The 21,937-nt window shown below is 67.9% G+C and carries 12 protein-coding genes; 7 read left to right on the top strand and 5 right to left on the bottom strand.

What is annotated here, in order from left to right:
• Position 1 precedes the first annotated feature (1 nt).
• Positions 2–1,456, top strand: coding sequence for a class I SAM-dependent methyltransferase (locus AB0M15_RS09190; protein WP_363815626.1), 1,455 nt, complete (start codon positions 2–4; stop codon positions 1,454–1,456).
• 244 nt (positions 1,457–1,700) lie between these two features.
• On the opposite strand, the gene AB0M15_RS09185 is transcribed toward AB0M15_RS09190, so the two are convergent.
• The 4 genes from AB0M15_RS09185 to AB0M15_RS09170 form a co-directional block, all read right to left on the bottom strand.
• A complete protein-coding gene (locus AB0M15_RS09185) occupies positions 1,701–3,269 on the bottom strand; it encodes a GGDEF domain-containing protein (RefSeq protein WP_363815624.1) in 1,569 nt (522 codons plus the stop codon).
• A gap of 28 nt (positions 3,270–3,297) precedes the next feature.
• Complete coding sequence (locus AB0M15_RS09180) at positions 3,298–4,851, bottom strand: GGDEF domain-containing protein (protein ID WP_363815622.1); 1,554 nt, start codon at positions 4,849–4,851, stop codon at positions 3,298–3,300.
• Positions 4,852–4,954: 103 nt separating this feature from the next.
• Positions 4,955–6,175 (bottom strand): cytochrome P450, encoded by a 1,221-nt coding sequence (locus AB0M15_RS09175; protein ID WP_363816581.1) that lies wholly within the window; start codon positions 6,173–6,175, stop codon positions 4,955–4,957.
• A 387-nt stretch (positions 6,176–6,562) separates the two neighbouring features.
• Positions 6,563–10,180, bottom strand: a complete 3,618-nt coding sequence (locus tag AB0M15_RS09170) for an NPCBM/NEW2 domain-containing protein (RefSeq protein ID WP_363815620.1) — start codon at positions 10,178–10,180, stop codon at positions 6,563–6,565.
• Between the two features lie 304 nt (positions 10,181–10,484).
• Between AB0M15_RS09170 and AB0M15_RS09165 the strand changes: the two genes are divergently transcribed.
• The 4 genes from AB0M15_RS09165 to AB0M15_RS09150 all read left to right on the top strand — a co-directional run bounded on the left by AB0M15_RS09165 (position 10,485) and on the right by AB0M15_RS09150 (position 16,427).
• Entirely contained in the window at positions 10,485–11,819 is a 1,335-nt protein-coding gene (locus tag AB0M15_RS09165; RefSeq protein WP_363815618.1) for a hypothetical protein, read from the top strand.
• Between the two features lie 88 nt (positions 11,820–11,907).
• Entirely contained in the window at positions 11,908–13,053 is a 1,146-nt protein-coding gene (locus tag AB0M15_RS09160) for a hypothetical protein (RefSeq protein WP_363815616.1), read from the top strand.
• A gap of 231 nt (positions 13,054–13,284) precedes the next feature.
• Positions 13,285–15,984: a type I DNA topoisomerase gene (gene topA / locus AB0M15_RS09155; RefSeq protein WP_363816579.1), complete on the top strand. Its 2,700-nt coding sequence runs from the start codon at positions 13,285–13,287 to the stop codon at positions 15,982–15,984.
• Positions 15,984–16,427, top strand: a complete 444-nt coding sequence (locus AB0M15_RS09150; protein ID WP_363815614.1) for a Fur family transcriptional regulator — start codon at positions 15,984–15,986, stop codon at positions 16,425–16,427. Before topA ends, AB0M15_RS09150 begins: the two co-directional genes overlap by 1 nt.
• 593 nt (positions 16,428–17,020) lie before the next feature.
• On the opposite strand, the gene AB0M15_RS09145 is transcribed toward AB0M15_RS09150, so the two are convergent.
• The gene (locus tag AB0M15_RS09145) at positions 17,021–17,482 is read right to left on the bottom strand and encodes a group II truncated hemoglobin (protein ID WP_363815612.1); all 462 of its coding nucleotides are present in this window, start codon (positions 17,480–17,482) and stop codon (positions 17,021–17,023) included.
• Between the two features lie 161 nt (positions 17,483–17,643).
• Here AB0M15_RS09145 and AB0M15_RS09140 point away from each other — a divergent pair, with 161 nt between their 5' ends.
• Both AB0M15_RS09140 and AB0M15_RS09135 read left to right on the top strand, forming a co-directional pair.
• Positions 17,644–18,888, top strand: coding sequence for a crosslink repair DNA glycosylase YcaQ family protein (locus AB0M15_RS09140; protein ID WP_363815610.1), 1,245 nt, complete (start codon positions 17,644–17,646; stop codon positions 18,886–18,888).
• A gap of 70 nt (positions 18,889–18,958) precedes the next feature.
• Complete coding sequence (locus tag AB0M15_RS09135; protein WP_363815608.1) at positions 18,959–21,907, top strand: glycoside hydrolase family 2 TIM barrel-domain containing protein; 2,949 nt, start codon at positions 18,959–18,961, stop codon at positions 21,905–21,907.
• The last annotated feature ends 30 nt before the right edge of the window (positions 21,908–21,937 follow it).

The raw sequence follows: 21,937 nt of genomic DNA, 5'->3' as shown, positions 1-21,937 counted from the left end.
CATGGAAGAGCAAGAGTTGCCTGCGGGTCTGGTCGATCGGCTGCGTGCCGCCTTCGAGGCCGCGGCGTACACGGTGGAAGGCGTTGCGGCGCGGTTGGGTGCATCGGCCGACAATGCATTGGCGCGCAATGAGACCACCCTCGCTTTCCGGCACACGGCTACCGGCGACTCGCTCGACACGATGATCCGGCTGTTCCTGCTCCAACGGGCGGTGCCCAGAGACCTTGTGGAGAAAGCATTCCCGGGCGATACGACCGAACTGCTTGCCCTGGGCATCTTACGGGAAGCGGGGCATCAGGTCGCCGCGGCGCTCGACGTCCGGCCGTATGCCGAGGACGACCGGCATTGGTGGGTGATCGCGGATCTCACGCCGGGGCTGGATGGCCGGCGTGAGCCGATGCGGCCGGACTACGTGCTGGGGATCGCGCCGGCGAGTCTGAGCCTGGTGAAGCTGACCGTGCCGATCAAGGCGGAGAGGGCGCTCGACATCGGGACGGGGTGTGGCATCCAGGCGCTGCATCTGGCTGATCGGGTCGGCCAGATCGTTGCCACCGATGTCAATCCGCGGGCGCTGCAGTTGACCCGATGGACGGCGGCGCTCAACCGGGTCGAGCTCGATGTACGCGATGGAAGTCTTTACGAGCCGGTTGCGGGCGAGCAATTCGATCTGATCGTGAGCAACCCGCCGTACGTGATCGCACCTCCGGCGGCCGATGCGCGGCTGACTTATCGCGAGACGGGGTTCGCGGGGGATGCCGTTGTCGAGCAGTTGGTTCGGCAGGCTCCGCAGCACCTGACCGAAGGCGGCTGGTGTCAGTTGCTCGCCAACTGGACTTGCGTTCGCGGGCAGGACTGGCGGGAGCGCATCGCGGGATGGACTGGTGATCGGTCTGGGTGGGCGGTGCAACGCGAGCAGCTCGATCCAGCGGAGTACGTGGAGTTGTGGTTGCGCGATGCGGGTTTGCAGGGGCGTCCGGAGTACACGAGTCGGTACGACGCCTGGTTGCGGTGGCTCGACGAGCAACAGGTCGAGGCGATCGGGATGGGATGGATCAACCTGCACAACGTTGCGGGCAGCATGGACGCGGAGGAGTGGCCGTACGAGATCGAGCAGCCGATCGGTCCGCATGTGCGTGATCGGTTCGAGCGGGTCGAAGGATTGCCGGCGGACCTGACTGGCCTGTACCTGACGATGGCCGACGACATCGTGCAGGAGACGGCGGGTCAGCCCGGCGCCGAGGATCCGGCGACGATCGTGCTCCGCCGACAACGCGGAATGCGCCGGGCCGAGCAGGTGGACACGGTCCTGGCCGGCTTCGTCGGTGCCTGCGACGGCGAACTCACCGTCGGCCAGATCCTGGACGCCCTTGCCAGCCTGCTGGAACGTGAGGACCTGCACGCCGACTACCTCCCGAAAATCGCAAACCTCATCAGAGAAGGTTTTCTCACAACATGACCGCTCGCGGCGCTACGCGCCGCGAGCGGGGCGGTGAGGGCGGGGCCGGCTCGAGCTGGTGGTGAGTAACGGGTCGACTGAGCTGGTCGTGAGGGCCGGTCGGTTCGAGCTGGTGGTGAGGCGGGCTACAGGTGAGGCTGATCGGGGTCGGGGAGGTCGGTGCCGTCAGCGTCCGGGCGGAGGCGAGGTGGCGCGCAGCGCCACGAGCCGGTGTGCGGGCAGGTGTCGCCGCGGGGTGGGCTGGTCAGCTCAGGGAGGTGCGGCGGCGGCGTTTTTCTTCGTACATTCGGCGGTCGGCGATGGTGAGGAGTTCGGTGATCGAGGTGCCGTCGGTGCTGCTGGCCTGGCCGACGCTCAGGCGGAGCATGGCGAACCAGGGTTGGGCGGCGCCTCGGGCCACCAGGTCGGCGGCTGCTTTGATGCGTTCGACCAACTCGCCGGCGCCTCGTCCGTCGGGGTTGTCGAGGACGATGACGAACTCGTCGCCGCCGGCTCGGGCGACGACGTCGTCGGCGCGGCATTGCTCGGTCAGGAGCTGGGCGACGCGGCGTAGTACCTCGTCGCCGCAGGCGTGGCCGTGGCTGTCGTTGATGACCTTCAGGTTGTCGACGTCGATCGCGAGCACGGCGATCGAGCGTCCCGAGTCGAGCGCCGCGCCCATCCGCTCGTCCAGCGCCCGGCGGTTGCCGACGCCGGTCAACGGATCTTCGCGTGCGGCCCGCCACTCGGCGTCGTGCCGGATGGAGAGCTCATGCGTCGCGAGCGCGCTGCGTACGGCGTACAGGCCACGCAACCGCTCGGCCCACCAGCCACGCGTGATCGCTCGTGCGTACTGCAGACCTGACGACGCGCCGCCGTCCCCGGAGTCAGCCACGATCCGTACGGCGGTATGCCGCACCAGCGCCTCGACCGGCGGATCAGAGGTCGGCGGCAGATCGGTCGCAGCCCGCTCGGCCGCCTCCATCGCCTCGTCGAGCCGGCCCATCGACGCATAGGCCTGGGCCAGGTAAGCGCCGGCGATCGCAGCCATTTCGGGCGAACCCAGCTTGACCAACTGGTCGCGACAGTCCTTGAGAATGACCGCGGCCTCCGCCGGATCCGCCTCGAAATCGCTGGCCGCGAGCCACATCCGCCCGGCGATCGGCCAGTAGCCGATCAGGTTGGCGCGGACGATCACCTCATTGGCCTCCGCCGCCCAGTGCTTGGCTGCATGGCGCCGGCGGACGATTTCCGCGTCGTACTCCGGATCGCCCAGCCGCTCCATCTCGTGTGCCCACCGCATGTTCGACTCGGCCAGGTTCATCCGGTTGATCGCAGGCGACTCGGGCAATCCGAGCGGATCCACCCCTGCCGCGGCGGCGAACTCGAAATGCGGGATGCACAACTCGAACAACCGCAGCAGGTCGTACGCGTAACCCAGCCCCGTATGCGCCCAGCTCGCCAGCCCCAGATCCTTCGTCCTGGCCAAGGCGTTCTCGGCCGCGACCAGGTCGGCCACCGAGTCACCGCCCTGCCCCGTGCGGATCAGGGTGACGATCCGGACCGCCAGCGCATTGGCTTCCCAGCCTGGCTCCTCGATCGCGCGGGACACCCGGATGCAGCCGTCGACGGCGTCCAGCGCGGTCTCGGCGTCGGCGGTGTAGTGGGCGGCGACGGCGCGGACGTACTCCGCGGCCGCGCGCTCGCTACTCGGCTCGGGACCGAGCTCGGTGAGCAGCAGCCGGATCTCGGTCGCTGCTCCGGCCGGGTTGCCCGACTGGGCCCGCGTCATCGCAGCCGCGATCCGCGCGGTCACCCCCGACGTCTCCCGCACCCAACCTCCCGCTCGAATGTCGCTCTGGCTACCTGGAACGGCGCTTGTCCTCGTACAGCCGGCTGTCCGCCATCGGGATCAGCAGCTCGACGGGCACACCTTCCGCGGTCGCGGCGTACCCGATGCTCAGGCTCAGCTTGCTGAGCCACGGCTTGGCCGTCGTGGCGGCCACCAGGGCCACCGCGGCGCGGATCCGCTCGGCCAGCTGCGCGCCACCCTTGGCGTCCGGCTGGTCCAGTACCACGAAGAACTCGTCCCCTCCCGATCGAATCACGGCATCGGTGGCACGTGCCTGTTCTACCAGCAGATCCGCCACAAGTTGCAGCAATTCGTCCCCACAGGCATGCCCGAAGGTGTCGTTCACGATCTTGAGGTCGTCCACGTCGATGGCCAGCAACGTCACCGCGCGCTGCGAGTCGCGGGCCGCGGTCAGCCGCTCGTCCATCGCACGCCGGTTGCCGATCCCCGTCAGCGCGTCCTGCCGAGCGGCGTGCCACTCGGCATCGTGGCGGGCCGAGAGGTCATGCGCGATCAGGGCCTGCCGTACTGCGTTCAACCCCCGCCGACGTTCTTTCCACCAAGCGCGAGCCACGGACTGGGCGTAGTCGAGAGCGGACTCCGCACCGCGTTCACCCAGCCGGACCGCGAGCTCGGACCGGGTCTGCAGCACCAGCAACTCGGTCGACGGATCGGACAGCGGAATCAGATCCTCGATCGCGCGATCGGCCGCGATCCGCGCCTGCTCGAAGTCGCCCTGCTCGGCGAAAGCCCTTGCCAGGTAGGAACTCGCGATCGCCAGCCGCTCGGTCTCGCCGAGCTTGCTGATCTCGTCGCGGCACTCCGTCAGGTCCTTGATCGCGGCGGCTGGGTCGGTCGAAGTTGCTGCCGCGGCCAGCCACAGCCGCGCACTCAATCGCCAGAACTCCTGGCTCTCGTCCTCGACGATCACCGTCTCCGCCTCGCGGGCCCAGTGCGCGGCCGAGGCGAGCCGTACCTCGATCTCGGCCCGGTACGACGGGTCGCCGAGGCGCTCGAGCTCATGCGCCCAGCGCAGTTGCGTCTCGGCCAGATTGAGCCGGTCGATCGCCGGCGACTCGGGCAGCGGTAGCGCGTCGTCCTCGATTCCCACGGCGATCTCGTAGTGCGGGATACAGAGTTCGAACAGCCGCAGTACGTCGTACGCGTAACCGAGCCCGGTATGCGCCCAGCCGCGAAGCCCCGGATCCGTCGTCCGGTCCAACGCATGTTCGGCGGCGACCAGGTCGTTGATCGTGTCGCCACCACGACCGCTCCGGGCCAGCGTGATGATCCGGATGGCGAGCGCGTTGGCCTCCCAGCCCGGCTCGTCGATCGCCCGCGCGACGGCGAGGCACTCGTCCACCGCCGCCAGGGACTCGTCGGCATCGCTGGCGTGGTGCGCGGTCACTCCGCGCACGTACTCCGCCGCGGCCAGTTCATAACTCGGTACGCCGGCGAGCGCGGCGCGGATGGCGTCGATCTGGGCAGCGGCGACGACATGCCCGCCGGACTGGGCAAGCGTCATCGCTCCCGCGATCTGTGCGGACAACTGCCCCGCCTTCATCGCCCGCCCTCCCCTTGTCGTCACCCACCGTCCAGGTGAGACCGCCCATTGTGGCGGCGTAGGGGGCCGCTGTCACGAGCTGGCAGGTTCCGGTCGGTCCGGTTCAGCCGGCCGCCTGCTGTGTACCGGCCACCGAGTGAAGCTGGACCGGGAGGGATTCGACGCCGTAGACGATGGAGAAGTCGCGGAACCGGAGCTGGTCCTCGGAGACCGCGAGGGAGAGGTCCGGGAAGCGGTTGGCCAGCGCGAGGAAGGCGGCGCGGAGCTCCATCCGGGCCAGCTCGGCGCCGACGCAGCGGTGCATGCCGTGGCCGAAGGCGAGGTGGGCGGCCGGGGCGCGGCGAGGCCAGAAATCCTCGGAGTCGTCGCCGAAAACGGCCCTGTCCCGGTCGGCGCCGGACAGCGAGACGGCGACCAGGTCACCCTTCTTGACCTGCTGGCCGAACAGTTCCTGGTCGTGCTTGGCGAACCGCGGGAAGGCGACCTGGACGACTGTCAAGTAACGCAGCAGCTCCTCGACGATCGCGTCGACCGACTCGGGCTCGGTCCGCAGCTGGGCGAAGATCTCCGGGTCGCGGAGCAGTACCAGGGTGCCGAGCGCGAGCATGCTGGCCGAGGTCTCGTAGCCGCCGAGGAAGACGCCGTCGGCGAGCCCACCGAGCTCGATGTCGTCGATCCCGTCGCCGTGCTCGCGGATGATCGAGCCGATCAGGCCGTCGCCGGGGTTCTTGCGCTGCTTGCCGACGATCTCGAAGAGGAACTCGCGCGACTCGCTGGCCGAGCCGAACACGCCGATCCCGCCGCCGGACAGGTCGAACCGGGCCGGGCCGAGCGCGCGGAAGCGATCGCGATCCTGCTCCTCGACGCCGAGCAGGTCGGCGATCAGCAGGAACGGCACGTTGAAGGCGAAGTCGGTGACGATGTCGACGACCGGGCCCTTGGCCTCCATCAGGTCGAGCTGGTCGTTGACGATCTTCTCGATCATCGGTTCCAGCCGGGCCAGCCGGCGCTTGGTGAACTCGGGGGTGAGCAGTTTGCGCAGCCGGGTGTGGTCCGGCGGGTCGGTGAAGCCCAGGCCGCCGATGCCCTCGGACGGCTTGTTCGGGTCCGAGCCGATCATCGGCCGGATGTCGTTGCTGAAGTTGACGGAGTCGGCCAGCACGACCTTGGCCTCGGCGTGGCCGGAGACCATCCAGACGTTCAGCCCGAACAGGTTGGCGAGCTTGTGCATCGGCTCGATCTCGCGGATCGCGGCCAGCTCGGGCACCGGGTCGAGGCCGGCGCGCCGCAGCGGCATCGAGACCTGGCGCGGGAAGACCCGCATCTTCGACAAGTTCAGACCACCCTTGCGAGTGGTTCGGCTCAAGACTCGGCTGCCGACCCATCTCTTCAGGTATGTCGCAACCATGACTCCCACGCGCCCTCTCTGAAACCACTGCCCCCGACGGCTTTCGTCTACTTCGAAAGTAGTCGTATCGGGGACCAGATCTGATGGTGTTGGCACCACTTTCGCGGTGGCGTTGGCACCACCATGGGAGGGGGCCATGGCGCTGCTTCGTGGTGCCAGGTCAGACCTTGTCATGGACGAGGGCCGAGATACCACCGGAACCCACCTGTACCGTCCCCTGGGACGAGTGACAGGTGGGTTCCGGGGTAGCTCAGGGAAAGTCCAGCCGAAAGTCGGTTGCGCGGACTCCGGCCGGCTGCCGGGTCAGGCGTTCTTGCAGGTCAGCCGCGCCTCCGCCCAGTCTGCATGGTCGCTGGTGACGCCGTCACCCGCGTCGGTCACCTGCAACGTGAGGAGCTGGCCACCGGTCGTGTCGACGCTGACGGGCACCGTGGGCGAGGTTCCGGTGAGCAGATCCGATGTGTACTTCGCCACACCGTCGACGAGCACCTTGAAGCTGACCTTGCCCCGGTCCTCCATCTCGTCGTCCACCCCGACCTTGGCGGTGAAGCCGGTGCAGTTGCCGCCGAGCCGCACGGTCACCGACGACGGTGCGTGCGTACCCAGTCCCTTCGCGTACTGCGTTCCGTCGAGCGTCAGGGTCGCGCCGTCACCGGCCGCGTCCTCCCCGTTGCTCTTGTCCCGCTCGACCGGACCCCAGCCGTTGCTCGAGTCGACGAACTCCAGATCGCTGACCCAGGGCTGTCCGGTCGGCGCCGGAGGCAACGGCTTGTCCGCCAGGGTCGCCGCGAAGAAGCCGAGTCCGCCGCCGGGCAGCTTGATCGCCTTCACCGTCTTGCCCGGGGTGACCGGTACGGCGGTGTAGAAGACCCGGTAGTCCGTGGTGGTGTTGGCCAGACCGGATTGTGTATACCGGCCCTTCATCGAGACGGCGAGTTTCGCGCCACCGGTCGCCGGGTCCTGGCAGCACCAGTTCGGTAGTTGCAGTGCCGACTTCGACTCGGTGCCGTCGGAGTAGATGATCGTCACGTCGCCCTTGGCGTTCAGGCTCGCGCCGGCACCCAGCAGGGCCAGCGACGATCCGGTGCCCGAGACGAGGATCGGCGCGGACTGGTTCTTCACCAGGTTCGGCGTACCGGGTGCTCCGGTCGGCCAGGTGAAGTCGGCGCCCTGCACGGTGACCTTGGCGCCCGGGGTGTAGCCGGCCGCGGCCAGTGCTTCACCGTTGAAGCTGTTGCCCGAGCCGTCGAAGTTGCCCTGGACAAAGGTCTTCGCGTCGCTGATGCCGACCACAGTCGCCGCCTGCGACAACGATGCATAAGGCAACTGTGCGGTCGCCACCGTGCTGTTGCTGTAGGTGTCATCATGCACTTGGTACGTCGCATCGAGCCGCAAGGTGAAGCTCGCCGGTTTGACCGAGGCCGCGGGCGTCACCGCGAGCTTGGTGGTGACAGTCTTGCCCGGGTCGACCTTGGCGAAGGTGCTCGTCCCGGTCGAGGTCCAGCCGGCCGGCAGGTCCAGCGCGAGCTTCACCTCGCGCATGGTCGCGTCGCTCGGGTTGGTGAAGCTGGCCGTCAGCTCGGTGGCCTGGCCGGGTGCGTTCCACAGAGCCGGCGAGGAGAGTTCCGGTGTACCGGTGGACTCCAGGACTGCCTTGCCGCCGCCGACGGAGGTGGTGCCGGCCAGGCGGACAGTGGCGGTCGTTGCCGTCGAGATGGAGGCGGTCTTCACGAGCACGACGCCGTTCTCGTAGTACCAGCCGGTGCTGGCTGCGAGGTGCGCGTCCTTGCTGGCCTGCTTGTTGAGCTGGACGTTGTCCACCGAGACGTCGCGCGGGGCGGTGCCGGTGTGGACGGTCAGCTCGTACGGACGTGCGCTCGGCTTGCCGGCGTACGAGCCCTTGCTGGCGCCGATCTTGACGGTGACGTCGCCGCGGGCCGCGACGGGTGCGGTGACCTCCAGCAGCTGCGAGGCCGACTTGTCCTGCTTGTAGTCGCGGGTGACGCGGTCGTCCTCGTAGAGGCTGAACGACGACTTGCCCTCGGGGTAGACGTCAACGGTGAGCCGGTCACCGAAGCCCTGCTCGGCGGCGCTGTTGATGCCGCTCTTCCACATCGGTACGACGGCGCCCGCCTTGACGAACAGCGGCAAGGTGTCGAGCGGTGCGTGGTAGCCGTTGACCGTGGTCGGGCCGGTGTAGACCTTGCCGGTCCAGTAGTCGACCCAGTTGCCCTTGGGCAGGTAGATGCCGCTCTTGACGTCGTCGGCGCTCCAGGACGGTGCGACCAGGAACTCCTTGCCGGCCAGGAACTCGTACTTCGCGGCGTCGCCCCAGGTGTTCGGGTCGTCCGGGTACTCGAGCACCAGCGAGCGGTCCAGCGGAGCACCGGTCGCGTGGGCCTCAGCGGCGTACGAGTAGAAGTAGGGGAGCAGGCGCTCGCGCAGCTTCAGGTACTTGCGGTTGATCGAGGTGTAGGGCTCGCCGTACGTCCACGGCTGCTTGAACGCCGGGGTCGCCCAGCCGGACATCGTCATGAAGGCAGGGTTGAAGGTCTTCCACTGCAGGTCCCGCGTGTAGCTGACCGGGGAGCCGCCGAAGATTCCGTCGACATCCCCTGCGCTGTAAGCGATTCCGGAGTTGCCGGAACCGGTGATAGCCGGGATTTGCCACTTGATGGCGTCCAGCGAGCCGCTGTGGTCGCCGGTCCACTGCACTGCACACCGCTGCGCACCTGCCCAGCCCTCGACCATCCAGGCGTAGCCACGGGCGTTGCTGTACTGCTCGATGCCGTCGTGTGCGGTGTCGCAGGCGCTCAGCGCGTACCGATAGCCCGGGCCGACCCAGGCGACGTCCAGCTTGCGTACGCGGACTCCTGCTTCGCCTACCTCAGCCGGCTGGCGGTCGAGCGAGGACTGGGTCCACAGGCCCATCTGGATGTTCCGCTTGCGCAGCTCGTCGCCGGTCTGCTTGAGCGCGGGGATGTCTCGCTTGCCCCACCAGGTGCCGGCGACCTGCTCCGATTCGGTGTTGGCCGAGTAGCCGCAGCCGTAGTCGTCGTTGACGAGCATCCAGCCGCCAGGCATGTCGTTGTCCTGGAACTTCTGTGCGACCTTCACTGCGTCCAGCGTCGTCGTCTTCTCCGGGTTGACCTTCCAGTCGTTGCTGGGGTCCGGGTCGGTCGCGTAGTGGCCGCGGTTGTAGCAGTCCGAGTCGCCGTACTCGAGCCCGTAGATCGGCGGCATGAACGGCCGGCCGGTGAGCTCGGTGTAGCGGTCGAGCGAGGTCTTGAGGTCGCCGACGAAGTAGTAGGCGTCGAACCGCTTCTCGTCGTGCTTGGTGACGACGGGACTCGTGAAGCTGTAGCTACCCGGCGCGAACGTGTTCCGCAGTACGCCGTACCCGGCAGTGCTCATGTAGTACGGAGAGGCGTTGGGGTTGCCGCCGTCCTCCCAGTTGAAGTCCCTGGCGACCGTGATGGTCTGGTCGCGATGGGAGAAGCGGCCGTTCTGCATGCCGCCGCCGAAGAACTGCTCGTTGGCGCCGCGGCTCAGCGACTGCCTGGTGGAGCTGTCGGTCCAGGACAGGGGTGCCGTCTCGGACCAGACCTGCTGCCCGTTCGCCCGGTAGAGCGAGAAGCGCAGCGGCGACTTGTTCGCCCGTACTTCGACCTTGCCGGTCGTCAGCGAGTAGTAGCTGCCCTTGTCGGTCCAGCTCGTCGCGGGCTTGGCGTAGTCGGTCTTGGTGACGATGTTCGACGCCGGGGCGGTCGGGTCCGTCGGTGGGGTGTTCGCCGGATCGGTGAACATGCCGTCCGGGGCCAGCCAGATCCGGAACACGTCGTCCTTGACGAAGACGACCCGCACCTTCGCAGTACCGGCGGACAGCGTGTACTGCGCGCCGTCGGCGGCGAAGTCGGTCACTGCGCCCAGTGACGTGCCCGCCGCGGCTGCGGCCGGTTCTGCGCTGGCGGGGCCGACGGCATTGGCCAAGGCACCCGCTACTAAGGCCAGGGATGCCCCGGCGATGACTGCTGAACGTTTAACGCGGACAAAGATGCTCACGAGTGCCTCACTTCACGCATCTATGAACAGGATTGCGCTATTGATAACCCACCAGCCCATCGGTTGTCACTAGCTCGGGCGCAGCTGTTGTCATGAAGTTGAGACGGGGACTCGATCCGGTGTTGGCCCCGGGCCGGCGGTCGTGAGGGCTTTGATGATTCGCATGACGAACAATCGAAGCTTCAGCCGCCGCCGGGTCGTTGGTGCCGGCCTGGCGGCGAGCGTCTTTTTGTCGGTCCCCGCGCTCGCTCAGGCGTACCCGATCGGCGAGCGCGACAGCGGGCCGACCGTCAGCGGCGCCCTCGCGACGCCCGGCGCCACGGCGACGTACCCGCCGACGAAGATCCACGTGCCCGATCCGACCGGGCCGGACAAGATCGGCACGATCGAGCTGCACCTGATCGACCAGGCCCGTGACGACGCGAGCGCGCCGGGCGGCAAGCGCGAGCTGATGGTCAGCGTCTGGTACCCGGCGCGGCCTCGTACGGAGGGTCCACTGGCCAAGTACATGCCGCCGAAGACGGCGGACGTGCTGAGCCACAGCCTGGCCAAGGCCGCGTTCGGCCTCGATGACCCGGTCTTCGACTTTGCGGGGAGCGACACGCATGCCCAGGTCGGGGTACCGGCGCAGCTCGGCCGGCATCCCGTCGTGCTGTACTCGCCGGGCTATCCGCTGAGCCGGTTCTACGGGACTGCTCAGGTGGAGGAGCTGGTCAGCCGCGGGTACATCGTGGTGACGATGGACCACACGCACGAGGGGCCGGTCGAGTTCCCGGGCGGGCGGTTCGTACCGGGTACTGACGTACTGCTGCCGACTGCGGACGAGACGAAGGCGGCTGTCGACGCTCGGGTGGCGGATGCGCGGTTCGTGCTCGACAAGATCTCGTTGCTCGCGTTCGGCCTCAACCCGGATGCCGAGCGGCGCAAGTTGCCGCGCGGTCTGCGGCAGGCGATCGACATCAACAGCGTCGGGATGTTCGGCTTCTCGGCCGGCGGGCACACGACGGCCAACGCGATGCTGGCCGACCCGCGGATCAAAGCAGGGGTGGATCTCGACGGCACGCTGGCCTACGACATGCAGAAGGGTCCGCTCGGGCCGGCCGCACTGCACGGTCTGGACCGTCCGTTCATGCTCTTCGGCTCGGACGGCAGCCAGCGGACGGATCCGGGCAAGCCGGACACGTTCGACATCTCGTGGGCGACGTTCTGGCAGCAGCAGAAGGGGTGGAAGGTCAACCTGCAGCTGCCGGGCACGAACCACCTCGGCTTCTCCGACTACCAGTTCTTCTTCTACGACATCTTCTACGGGCTCACCGGGGACGACGACGGGGCTGTCCAGGTCCAGGCCAACGTCGGCGGCATCCTCGACCGGCACCGGATGCTGCTCTCCCAGCGGACGTACCTGACCGCGTTCTTCGACCAGTTCCTGCGCGGACAGCCGCAACCGCTGCTGCAGAAGCAGTCGCAGGCGTTCCCGGAGGTTCAGTTCGTGTCCTGATCGGGCAGCCGGGTGCTACCTAGGGATGACCTGGAGATCACGCCTAAGGACGATTCGCTGAGGCGGTTGCTGGGATTGGCTGGAGGGCATGATCCAGCGCCGAATCATCGCAACCGTCCTTGCGACCACCTTCGCAGCGCTCGCCGTACCCCTCGCAGTACCCCTAGCCACCCGCATCAGCCCGCCGGTGGCTGCTGCGGCTCCGGTGGCCGGGGCAGTCGCGCCGTACAGGGCGGTACTGCCGGAGCCGACCGGGCCGTACGGGATCGGCACCAGGGAGGTGCACCTGGTGGATGCCCGGCGGGCGGACCCGTGGCGGCCGGGGAAGCGGCGGGAGTTGATGGTCAGCGTCTGGTACCCGACTCGAGGCATCCACCGGCAGTTCGCCCCGTACGCCGAGCCGGCCGTCGCCCCGGCTCTCGGCGCCGAGATGGCCTCTCTTCTGCGGCTGCCCGGCGACACCGTCGACCTGGGCGGCAGTACTACGCACGCCCGGCGCCACGCCAAGCCCTGCGGCCGGCACCCGGTACTGCTCTATTCACCCCCGTCGGCCGTCTCCCGGGTGATCGGTACGAACCAGGCTGAGGAGCTGGCCAGCCGGGGCTACATAGTGGTGACCATCGACCACACCGGGGAGGCGCCGGTCGAGTTCCCGGGCGGCCGGGTGGTGGGTGCGCTGCTGCCGTGGACCGCGCCCGGAGCTGTGAAGAAGGCCACGGACACGCGGGTGGCGGATGTGAGATTCGTCCTCGACTCGCTGCCGGGGCTGCCGCGCCGGCTGAGCCACGCGATGGACCTGAGCCGGATCGGGATGTACGGGTACTCGATGGGCGGCTCGACGGCTGCCTCGGCGATGCTGGTGGACCGCCGGATCGACGCCGGGGTGAACCTGGACGGTGGGATGCGGGACGGGGAGCGGTCGAGCGAGGTGAGCCGGCGGGGGCTCGACCGGCCGTTCCTGCTGGTCGGCGGTGGGGCGCATTCCCGGAGTACGGACCCGACCTGGTCCAGCTTCTGGACGGTTCAGCGCGGCTGGAAGCAGGAGTTGCGGCTGCCTGACGGCGGGCATGGATCGTTCGGTGACTATCAGTTCACCATGCCCGGCCTCGCGCGCGCGTCAGGTATCGACCCGTCCGTACTGTCGGAGGACCTCGGTACGGTCTCTCCCGAGGTGTCCGTCGCCTTCACGCGACATGCGCTAGCCGGGTTTTTCGGTCGGTTTCTGAAACCCTGATGAGGCCGATGGCGCCCCGAGCGGTTACCGTGCGTTGAGAAATGCGTTGCTGTCGGCCGTACTCTGTCCGTGGACGGGTCGGTTTGTGTTCGGGGGAACAAGTTGTCCGGCCGCAGGCGTTTGAGGGCACAAGTGGAGCGTTGACAGGCAAGGAGCGCAGTGGCAGGGGCAACAGGCACGAAGACATCGTCCGGCAAGTCGTCGACGGCTGCCGGTGGTCAGCGCCGCCTGGTGATCGTCGAGTCGCCGAAGAAGGCGCGGATGATCGCCGGCTTCCTGGGCGCCGGATACGTGGTGGAGTCGAGCTTCGGCCACATCCGCGACCTGCCCAAGGGCGCCGACGAGATCCCGGCGAAGTACAAGGGCCTGCCGTGGGCGCGCCTCGGGGTCAACATCGAGGACCACTTCGACCCGCTGTACGTCGTACCGGCGGACAAGAAGGCGCAGATCCGCAAGCTGAAGGACCTGCTGAAGGACGCCGACGAGCTCTACCTGGCCACCGATGAGGACCGCGAGGGCGAGGCCATCGCGTGGCACCTGCTGGACGAGCTGAAGCCGAAGATCCCGGTCAAGCGGATGGTCTTCCACGAGATCACGCCGAAGGCGATTCAGGACGCGGTCGGCAGCGCGCGGCAGATCAACGACGCGCTCGTCGACGCCCAGGAGGCCCGGCGGATCCTGGACCGGCTGTACGGCTACGAGGTCTCGCCGGTGCTCTGGAAGAAGGTCATGCCGAAGCTGTCGGCGGGCCGGGTCCAGTCGGTGGCGATCCGGATGGTGGTCGACCGCGAGCGGGAGCGCATCGCGTTCCGCAGCGCGTCGTACTGGGACCTGGACGCCAAGCTCGACGCGGGCGAGGGCAAGACCCCGCGGATCTTCCCCTCCCGGCTCGTCTCGGTGGACAGCCGGCGGGTGGCCCAGGGCCGCGACTTCGCCCCGACGGGTGAGCTGAAGAGCCAGAACACGGTCCACCTGGACGAGTCGACCGCCACCGCGCTGGCCGCGGCGCTGCGGGACTCGAACTTCACGGTCCGCTCGATCGAGTCCAAGCCGTACACCCGCAAGCCGTACGCGCCGTTCCGGACCACCACGCTGCAGCAGGAGGCCGGGCGCAAGCTCAACATGTCCGCCTCGCAGACGATGCAGATCGCGCAGCGGCTGTACGAGAACGGCAACATCACCTATATGCGTACCGACAGCGTGACGCTGTCGGACACCGCGATCACGGCGGCCCGGGCGCAGGTCCGCGAGCTGTACGGCGCGTCGTACCTGCCGGACAAGCCGCGCGTCTACACCTCCAAGGTGAAGAACGCGCAGGAGGCGCACGAGGCGATCCGGCCGGCCGGCGAGCACTTCCAGACGCCGGCCCAGACGGGGCTGAGCGGCGCGGAGTACCGGCTGTACGAACTGATCTGGATGCGGACGATCGCGTCGCAGATGAAGGACGCGGCCGGGAACAGCGTCTCGATCAAGATCGACGCTCGCGCGTCGTCGGGCGAGAACTGCGAATTCACCTCGTCCGGCCGGGTGATCACCTTCCACGGCTTCCTGAAGGCGTACGTCGAGGGCGCGGACGACCCGTCCGCCGAGACCGACGACCGCGAGACGCAGATCCCGGACGTGTCCGAGGGCGACGTGCTGCCGGCCACCGAGGTGCTCGCTTCGGGGCACGAGACGAAGCCGCCGGCGCGGTTCACCGAAGCGACGCTGATCGCGCAGCTGGAAGACCGCGAGATCGGCCGGCCGTCGACGTACGCGTCGATCCTGGGGACGATCCAGGCGCGAGGTTATGTGTACAAGAAGGGCACGGCGCTGGTGCCGGCCTGGCTGGCGTTTGCTGTCGTGCGGTTGCTCGAGCAGCACTTCACGCGGCTCGTCGACTATGCGTTCACGGCCTCGATGGAGGACGTGCTGGACGACGTCGCCGCCGGGAACCTGCAGCGCGAGGGCGTGCTCGGGCGCTTCTACTTCGGTGACGACGGGATCGAAGGCCTGCAGTCCATGGTCAGCGATCTGGGCGACATCGATGCCAGAGAGATGTCGACGTTCCCGGTCGGCGACGCGGACAGCGGGATCGTCGTACGGGTCGGTCGTTATGGGCCGTATGTCGAGGGGCCGGAGGAGACGCGGGCCAACGTGCCCGAGGACCTGCCGCCGGATGAGCTGACGGTCGAGAAGGCGCGGGAGTTGCTGTCGCAGCCTTCGGGTGTCGAGCTGGAGCTTGGTACGACGCCGGATACCGGGCTGAAAGTTGTGGCCAAGGCCGGGCGCTTCGGGCCGTACGTGACCGAGGTACTGCCGGAGGACGCGCCGAAGAGCGCGAAGCCGCGAACCGGGTCGCTGCTGTCGACGATGGCGCTGGACACGGTGACGCTGGCGGATGCGCTGAAGCTGCTGTCGCTGCCCCGGGTCGTCGGCAAGGACCCGGAGTCCGGGGATGAGATCACCGCGCAGAACGGGCGCTACGGGCCGTACCTGAAGAAGGGGACGGACTCGCGGTCGCTGCAGACCGAGGACCAGATGTTCGACATCACCCTCGAGGAAGCGCTGAAGATCTACTCCGAGCCGAAGCAGCGTGGACGGCGTGCTGCCGCGCCGCCGCTGAAGGAGCTGGGGGCGGACCCGGAGTCGGGGCAGCCGGTGGTGGTCAAGGAGGGTCGCTTCGGGCCGTACGTGACCGATGGCGAGACCAACGCGACCCTGCGCAAGGACGACTCGGTCGACACGATCTCGCTGCTGCGGGCGGCTGAGCTGCTCGCCGACAAGCGGGCGCGTGGGCCGGTGAAGAAGACCGCCAAGAAGGCTCCGGCGAAGAAGACTGCTGCTAAGAAGACAGCGGCTAAGAAGACTGCAGCCAAGAAGACAGCGGCTAAGAAGACTGCAGCCAAGAAGACCACTGCTGCCAAGAAGACGGCCGCTAAGAAGGCCTGATGCCCAGTACTGCGAAGGGCCCGGCCGAGGTCACCGCGGCACGCCTCCGTGAACGAGGCGAACGCGTGACCCCGGCCCGGCTCGCCGTAGTCGAAGTACTCGCCGGCACTGACGAACACCTCAGCGCAGAGCAGATCGGCGAACGGGCCGAGCAGCTGCGCCCCGGCATCCACCGGGCGACGGTCTACCGCGCGCTAGACGCCCTCGGCGAGTTCGGCCTGGTCACCCACGTACACCTGGGCCGAGCCGGCACCACGTACCACCTGGCCGGGGACCTCGCGCCCCGCCACCTACACCTCCGCTGCAGCGAATGCGGCACGGTCCTGGACGTAGCCGGCGACATCCTCGACCCAGTCCGCCGCAAACTCCTCCGAGAACTCGGCTTCCACCTAGCCCCCGAACAGGTCGCACTAGTCGGCCTCTGCAAGGACTGCAGCAGCTAACTTCGGGCTCGTGACGCTTGGCGTCACCTCGCGCCCCGAGAAGGTGGCGGGGTAGCCCCGCCGTTGGCTGACGGCCGAGCTGCCCGCGGCGCACCCCACCTCCGGGATGGCGCCCGGTTGGTTGCCGAGGGCAATGGCCGGTTCGTAGGCGCATGCCAAACTTCACAGGCAAGCGGTTACCCCGGCGTGTCGGGACGGTTCGCGCTGGTTAGGTATGCGTGGCGGTCCGCCGATTCCTTCAGTTGCCAGCAGATCGCGCCCGGCTCGTGACGCTTCGCGTCACCTCGCACCCAGGGATGGTGGTGGGTAGCCGGCGTTAGCTGGGGACCGGCCTGGAGGGCTACGGACTGTCGGAGACTCCCCGTCGCGTGCTACAGGTGGCTACTCGCGGGGCTACAAGCGGAGCGTCCGTAGAGGCCAGTGGCCCAGCGCGGGTACTTCGGGCGTACCGGCGTACCGGCAGATCCGTTGCAGGAGAGGCGTGTCGTCAGCTCGTGACGCTGGGCGTCACCTCGTGCCTGGGGATGGGGGTATCCGCCACCGTCACGCGCGGGAGCGGTTGATCCTCGGTTGAGGGCTGCCGTTGGCGCCTGTCAGTTGTCAGGGGTGGGGCTGTTGTCGCCGGGCCAGGTCCAGTGGGGGACTTCGTGGAGGGGGTGTAGGTCGGCTTCTGTTGTGGCGTTGGAGTTTTGTAGGGCTACTTGGGAGCCGAAATCGACGTGTTCGCGGACTGCTTGGCGGACGGCTGGGTCTTGGGGCATTTCGGCTGTGTCCAGGGCGGTCATGTAGAGGTCTACGAAGCGTTGGCGTTGTTGCTCGGTGATGTGTAGGCCGCGGTGGATTGCGATCAGGTGGGCGAAACCTAGTTCGCGGGAGAAGCGGTCCGGGCCGCCGAAGGATTCGGCGGTGAAGGCGGTCAGGTGGTCGACGTGCTGGGGCTGGCCGGTGCCGAACAGCGGTTGCAGGAGGGGGTCGCGGAGGACGCTGTCGTAGAAGGTCTGCTCCAGGCGGTGGAGGGCCTCGAGGCCGCCGGCGAATTCGAAGAGTGTGGGCATCAGCGTCCTCCGGCCAGGAGTACCGCTGGTCGCCGTAGGCCGTCCCGTACGACGCCGCAGTGCTCCTTGGCGCAGACGCTAGCGGGTGATGAAGGGGTTCGCTACGGGTATCTCTTCGGTGGTTGAGAGAGCGCGGCAGGGCGGGACGATAGGCTCGGCTGATGGTGGTGGTTGGGGATTCGGTCTCACGCCACAGTGCGCGGCGGATTGCGCTGGTTGCGCAGGGGTTTGGGGAGGCGCGGCCGCGGCGGGTTGATGTGCGGCAGGTTCGGCGGGTGGTGGGGCGGGTCGGTGTGCTGCAGCTCGACTCGGTCAATGTGTTGTGTCGGTCGCACTATCTGCCGGTGTTCAGTCGGCTGGGGCGGTACGAGCGGCCGACGCTGGATCGGATGGCCTGGGGGGATGAGCCGGAGCTGTTCGAGTGCTTCTGGGGGCACAAGGCGAGCTTGTTGCCGGTCAGCAGCTATCCGTTGGTGCGGTGGCGGATGCGGGCGGCTGAGGGGCAGGTTTGGGGGGAGGCGCTGGCGGCGGGGGTGTCGGTGCCGTGGGCGGTGGTGGTGGGGATGGAGCGGCTGCGGAAGGAGCGGCCGGGGTTGGTGGGGGAGGTGTTGGCGCGGATCGCGGATGAAGGGGGGATGACGGCGGGGGAGGTGGGCGCGGGGGAGGTACGGCGGAAGAAGGCCGATCCGGATCCGGATCCGTCGACGGGGTCGATGTGGAATTGGCAGGACGCGAAGATTGCGGTTGAGTACTTGTTTGCGTCCGGGCAGGTGATGATCGCTGGGCGGCGGAATTTCGAGCGGGTGTATGACCTCACTGAGCGGGTGCTGCCTGATGCGGTACTGCGTGCGCCCGAGCTCGCCGTCGATGAGGCGCAGCGTGAGTTGGTGCGGATCTCGGCGCGATCGCTCGGGGTGGCGACGGCGCGGGAGCTGTGTGGCAAGACGGGTGGGCATTATCCGTTGCCTGCAGCAACTGCCAAGCGGATTGTCGCCGAGTTGGTGGAGGCCGGTGAGCTCATTCCGGTGAGCGTCGAAGGAGTCAAGCAGCAGAGTTACCTGTCCCAGGCTGCCGACGACCGGCCGGTGGATGCACGCGCGCTGCTCTCGCCGTTCGACACGCTGATCTGGAACCGCGACCGCACCCAGCAGCTGTTCGACTTCTTCTACCGGATCAGCATCTACACGCCGGCCGCCCAGCGCATCCACGGGTACTACGTGCTCCCGTTCCTCCTCGGTGACCGCCTCGTCGCTCGGGTCGATCTGAAGGCGGATCGTAAGACCTCCACCTTGCTCGTCCCCACCATCACCGCCGAGCCCGGTGCACCCGATTTCATCGAGCCGCTGGTCGCGGAGCTGGAGCTGATGGCCCGCTGGCTGGGGCTGGAGCCGGTTCGCTTGCCCTGACAAAGTCGGTGAATGTCTGTCCATATCTGTTCATCGGTGTGGATTTGTGAACAGATCGGTCGTAGGGTCGATGTCTGTGACCTACGACCACAGTTATGTCGAAGACTTTGCCTCGGGTGCGGGTGTGTTGGCTCCGCGAGCCTGGCTGGATGACGATTCCGCGCGGGTGGGGCTCGGTGGGGAGTGGAGTTTCCGGCTCTCGCCGAGCGTGGCCGAGGCGCCGGACGACCTGAAGGATCCGGACGTGTCCGGCTGGGACACCATCGTGGTGCCGGGGCACTGGCAGCTCGCCGGGTATGGCAAACCGGCGTACACGAATATCGACTACCCGTTCCCGGTCGACCCGCCGCATGCGCCGACGGCCAATCCGACCGGCGACTACGTGCGTACCGTGCGTGTTCCTGGCGACTGGGACGGTTCCCGCATCGTGCTGCGGTTCGAGGGGGTCGACTCGCGGTTCGCGGTGTTCGTGGACGGGAAGCCGGTCGGCTGGTCGTCGGGGTCGCGATTGCCGAGTGAGTTCGACCTGACCGAGTTGGTTGCTCCGGGCAATGAATTCACCGTCGCGGTCCGGGTGCACCAGTGGTCGGCGGGGAGTTATGTCGAGGACCAGGACATGTGGTGGCTGTCCGGGATCTTCCGCGAGGTCAACCTGCTCGCGCTCCGGCCGGAGGCGCCGACCGACGTGTTCGTGCACGCCACGTACGCTGATGGCGCCGGCACGGTGAAGGTCGATTCCGACGTACCGGGCACTGTCGTGGTGGAGGAGCTGGGCCTCGAGTTCCCGACCGGGTTCGAGACGCCGGTACCGAGCGTCGAGCCGTGGAGCGCCGAGAGCCCCCGTCTCTATGACGCCGTACTCCGGACCGCGGGCGGCGTGGTCCGGCTCAAGCTCGGGTTCCGCACGGTGGCGATCGTCGACGGCGTGCTGACCGTCAACGGCAATCGCGTGCTCTTCAACGGCGTCAACCGGCACGAGTTCCACCCGGATCGCGGGCGCGCGCTGACCGAGCAGGACATGCTCGACGATGTACTGATCATGAAGCGGGCCGGCATCAACGCGGTCCGCACCAGCCACTACCCGCCGCACCCGCACTTCCTCGACCTCTGCGACCAGTACGGCCTGTACGTCGTGGACGAATGCGATCTCGAGACGCACGGTTTCGGGTACGAACCGCAGCCGCCGAACCTGCCGAACCCGGTGATGGATCCGCGCTTCGAGGCCGACCTGGTCGAGCGGATGCGCCGGATGGTCGAGCGGGACAAGAACCACCCGAGCATCGTCATCTGGTCGCTGGGCAACGAGTGCGGGATGGGCGACAACCTCAAGTCGATGTACGCGTTCGCGCATGACCGGGATCCGTCGCGGCCGGTGCACTACGAGCGGGACACGCATGCGGAGTTCGTCGACATCTACTCGCAGATGTACACGTCGCCGGAGGATGTCGAGCGGATCGGGGCGGACAGTACGTCGTACCGGGGGCTGCCGTTCATCCTGTGTGAGTACGGGCATGCGATGGGGAACGGGCCGGGTGGGCTGTCGGACTATCATGCGCTGTTCGAGAAGTACCCGCGGTGTCAGGGCGGGTTCATCTGGGAGTTCATCGACCACGGGCTGCGAACGACGGTCGACGGGCGCGAGTTCTACGCGTACGGCGGTGACTTCGGCGAGGAGATCCACGACGGCAACTTCGTCTGCGACGGCCTGCTGTTCCCGGACCGTACGCCGTCGCCCGGCATGCTCGAATACATCAAGGTGATCGAGCCGCTCGTCATCACCGGCGACTCCACCGGTATCACCATCACCAACCGCCACGAGGTCCTCGACACCAGCCACCTCACCTTCCACGCCGTCACCGAGGTCGAAGGCGAGCGCGTCGCCGCTGACGTGCTTTCTGTACCGCCGATCGCCGCCGGCAGGACCGCGACCCTCGAGCTGCCTGCCGGTATCGACGTACAGCCGGAGACTTGGGTGACCGTCACGGCGGAGCTGACCGAGAACACCCCCTGGGCCGAAGCCGGCCACCGGATCGCCTGGGGCCAGATCCGCCTGGACCAGCCGATCGGCGCCCGCCACGCCGGCGCCAAGGCGCCGGAGGAGGCGGTAGCGGGGGCCGGTGAGCAGAGTGCAAGCGGGGCTGGCAGCGCGAGCGGGTCGGCAAGCGTTAGCGCAGCGGTTGGGGGCGGCTCTGCCTCTTCCGCTAGCTCCGCCGAGGTCGCCGGAGGCGACGAGGCGCGGCACGCGCGGGGGGATGCTGGGGAGGATGTTGTTGCTGGAGTGCGTGGGATTGATGTTGCTTCGTTGGGGGTCACCGGGCTGCGGCTGGATGTGTGGCGGGCTCCTATTGATAACGATGTGATTCCGGGGGTGGCGGACAGGTGGAAGGAGGCGGGGCTGCATCGGGTGCAGCAGCGGGTGGTTTCTGCTGGGGTGGTTGATGGGGCTTGGGAAGTGGTTACCCGGACAGCGCCGCCGGCTCTGCAGTGGGGGCTGGTTGCTACCTGGCGCTGGACTCATGGGCAGGACGGGTCGGTGGTACTGGATCTGTCGGTGGAGCCTGATGGGCAGTACCCGGCGACTCTGCCTCGGCTGGGGATCACCTTTGAGTTGCCGAAGGTTGGGCGGGTTGAGTGGTTCGGCACGGGGCCGAGTGAGGCGTACGTGGACACGCGTGCGGCTGCGGCGGTCGGCAAGTACTCCGGCACCGTCGAACAGCTACAGACGCCGTACATCCGGCCCCAGGAGAACGGTCACCGGATCGACACCCGGTGGGCCCAGCTGGACTCCCTGCGGGTGGAGGCGGCCCCCGACCTGTTCGGCCTGACCGTGCGCGACTGGACGACAGCAGACCTGGCCAACGCGAAGCACGCTCCGGACCTGGTCGCCGGTGACACCACCTACGTCACCATCGACCTGGCCCAGGCAGGTATCGGCTCCAACTCCTGCGGGCCGGACCTGCCAGATCGCTACACCCTGCACACGGCTCCAGCTTCGCTGTCGCTGAAATTCAGCAGGTGACCGTGCACAACGACAGGAAGTAGTGCATGA

Source organism: Kribbella sp. NPDC051718, from assembly GCF_040681515.1.
In the GTDB taxonomy this organism is placed as follows: domain Bacteria; phylum Actinomycetota; class Actinomycetes; order Propionibacteriales; family Kribbellaceae; genus Kribbella.
Note: the sequence above shows the minus strand (reverse complement) of the source record. Positions and strands in the feature narration are given on the sequence as shown.

Coding starts and splice junctions, on each gene's coding strand:
- AB0M15_RS09180 (WP_363815622.1), bottom strand. CDS start 4,851: ATGAAGGCGGGGCAGTTGTCCGCACAGATCGCGGGAGCGATGACGCTT.
- AB0M15_RS09165 (WP_363815618.1), top strand. CDS start 10,485: ATGACGAACAATCGAAGCTTCAGCCGCCGCCGGGTCGTTGGTGCCGGC.
- AB0M15_RS09135 (WP_363815608.1), top strand. CDS start 18,959: ATGTCTGTGACCTACGACCACAGTTATGTCGAAGACTTTGCCTCGGGT.
- AB0M15_RS09140 (WP_363815610.1), top strand. CDS start 17,644: ATGGTGGTGGTTGGGGATTCGGTCTCACGCCACAGTGCGCGGCGGATT.
- AB0M15_RS09150 (WP_363815614.1), top strand. CDS start 15,984: ATGCCCAGTACTGCGAAGGGCCCGGCCGAGGTCACCGCGGCACGCCTC.
- AB0M15_RS09160 (WP_363815616.1), top strand. CDS start 11,908: ATGATCCAGCGCCGAATCATCGCAACCGTCCTTGCGACCACCTTCGCA.
- AB0M15_RS09175 (WP_363816581.1), bottom strand. CDS start 6,175: ATGCGGGTCTTCCCGCGCCAGGTCTCGATGCCGCTGCGGCGCGCCGGC.
- AB0M15_RS09145 (WP_363815612.1), bottom strand. CDS start 17,482: ATGCCCACACTCTTCGAATTCGCCGGCGGCCTCGAGGCCCTCCACCGC.
- AB0M15_RS09190 (WP_363815626.1), top strand. CDS start 2: ATGGAAGAGCAAGAGTTGCCTGCGGGTCTGGTCGATCGGCTGCGTGCC.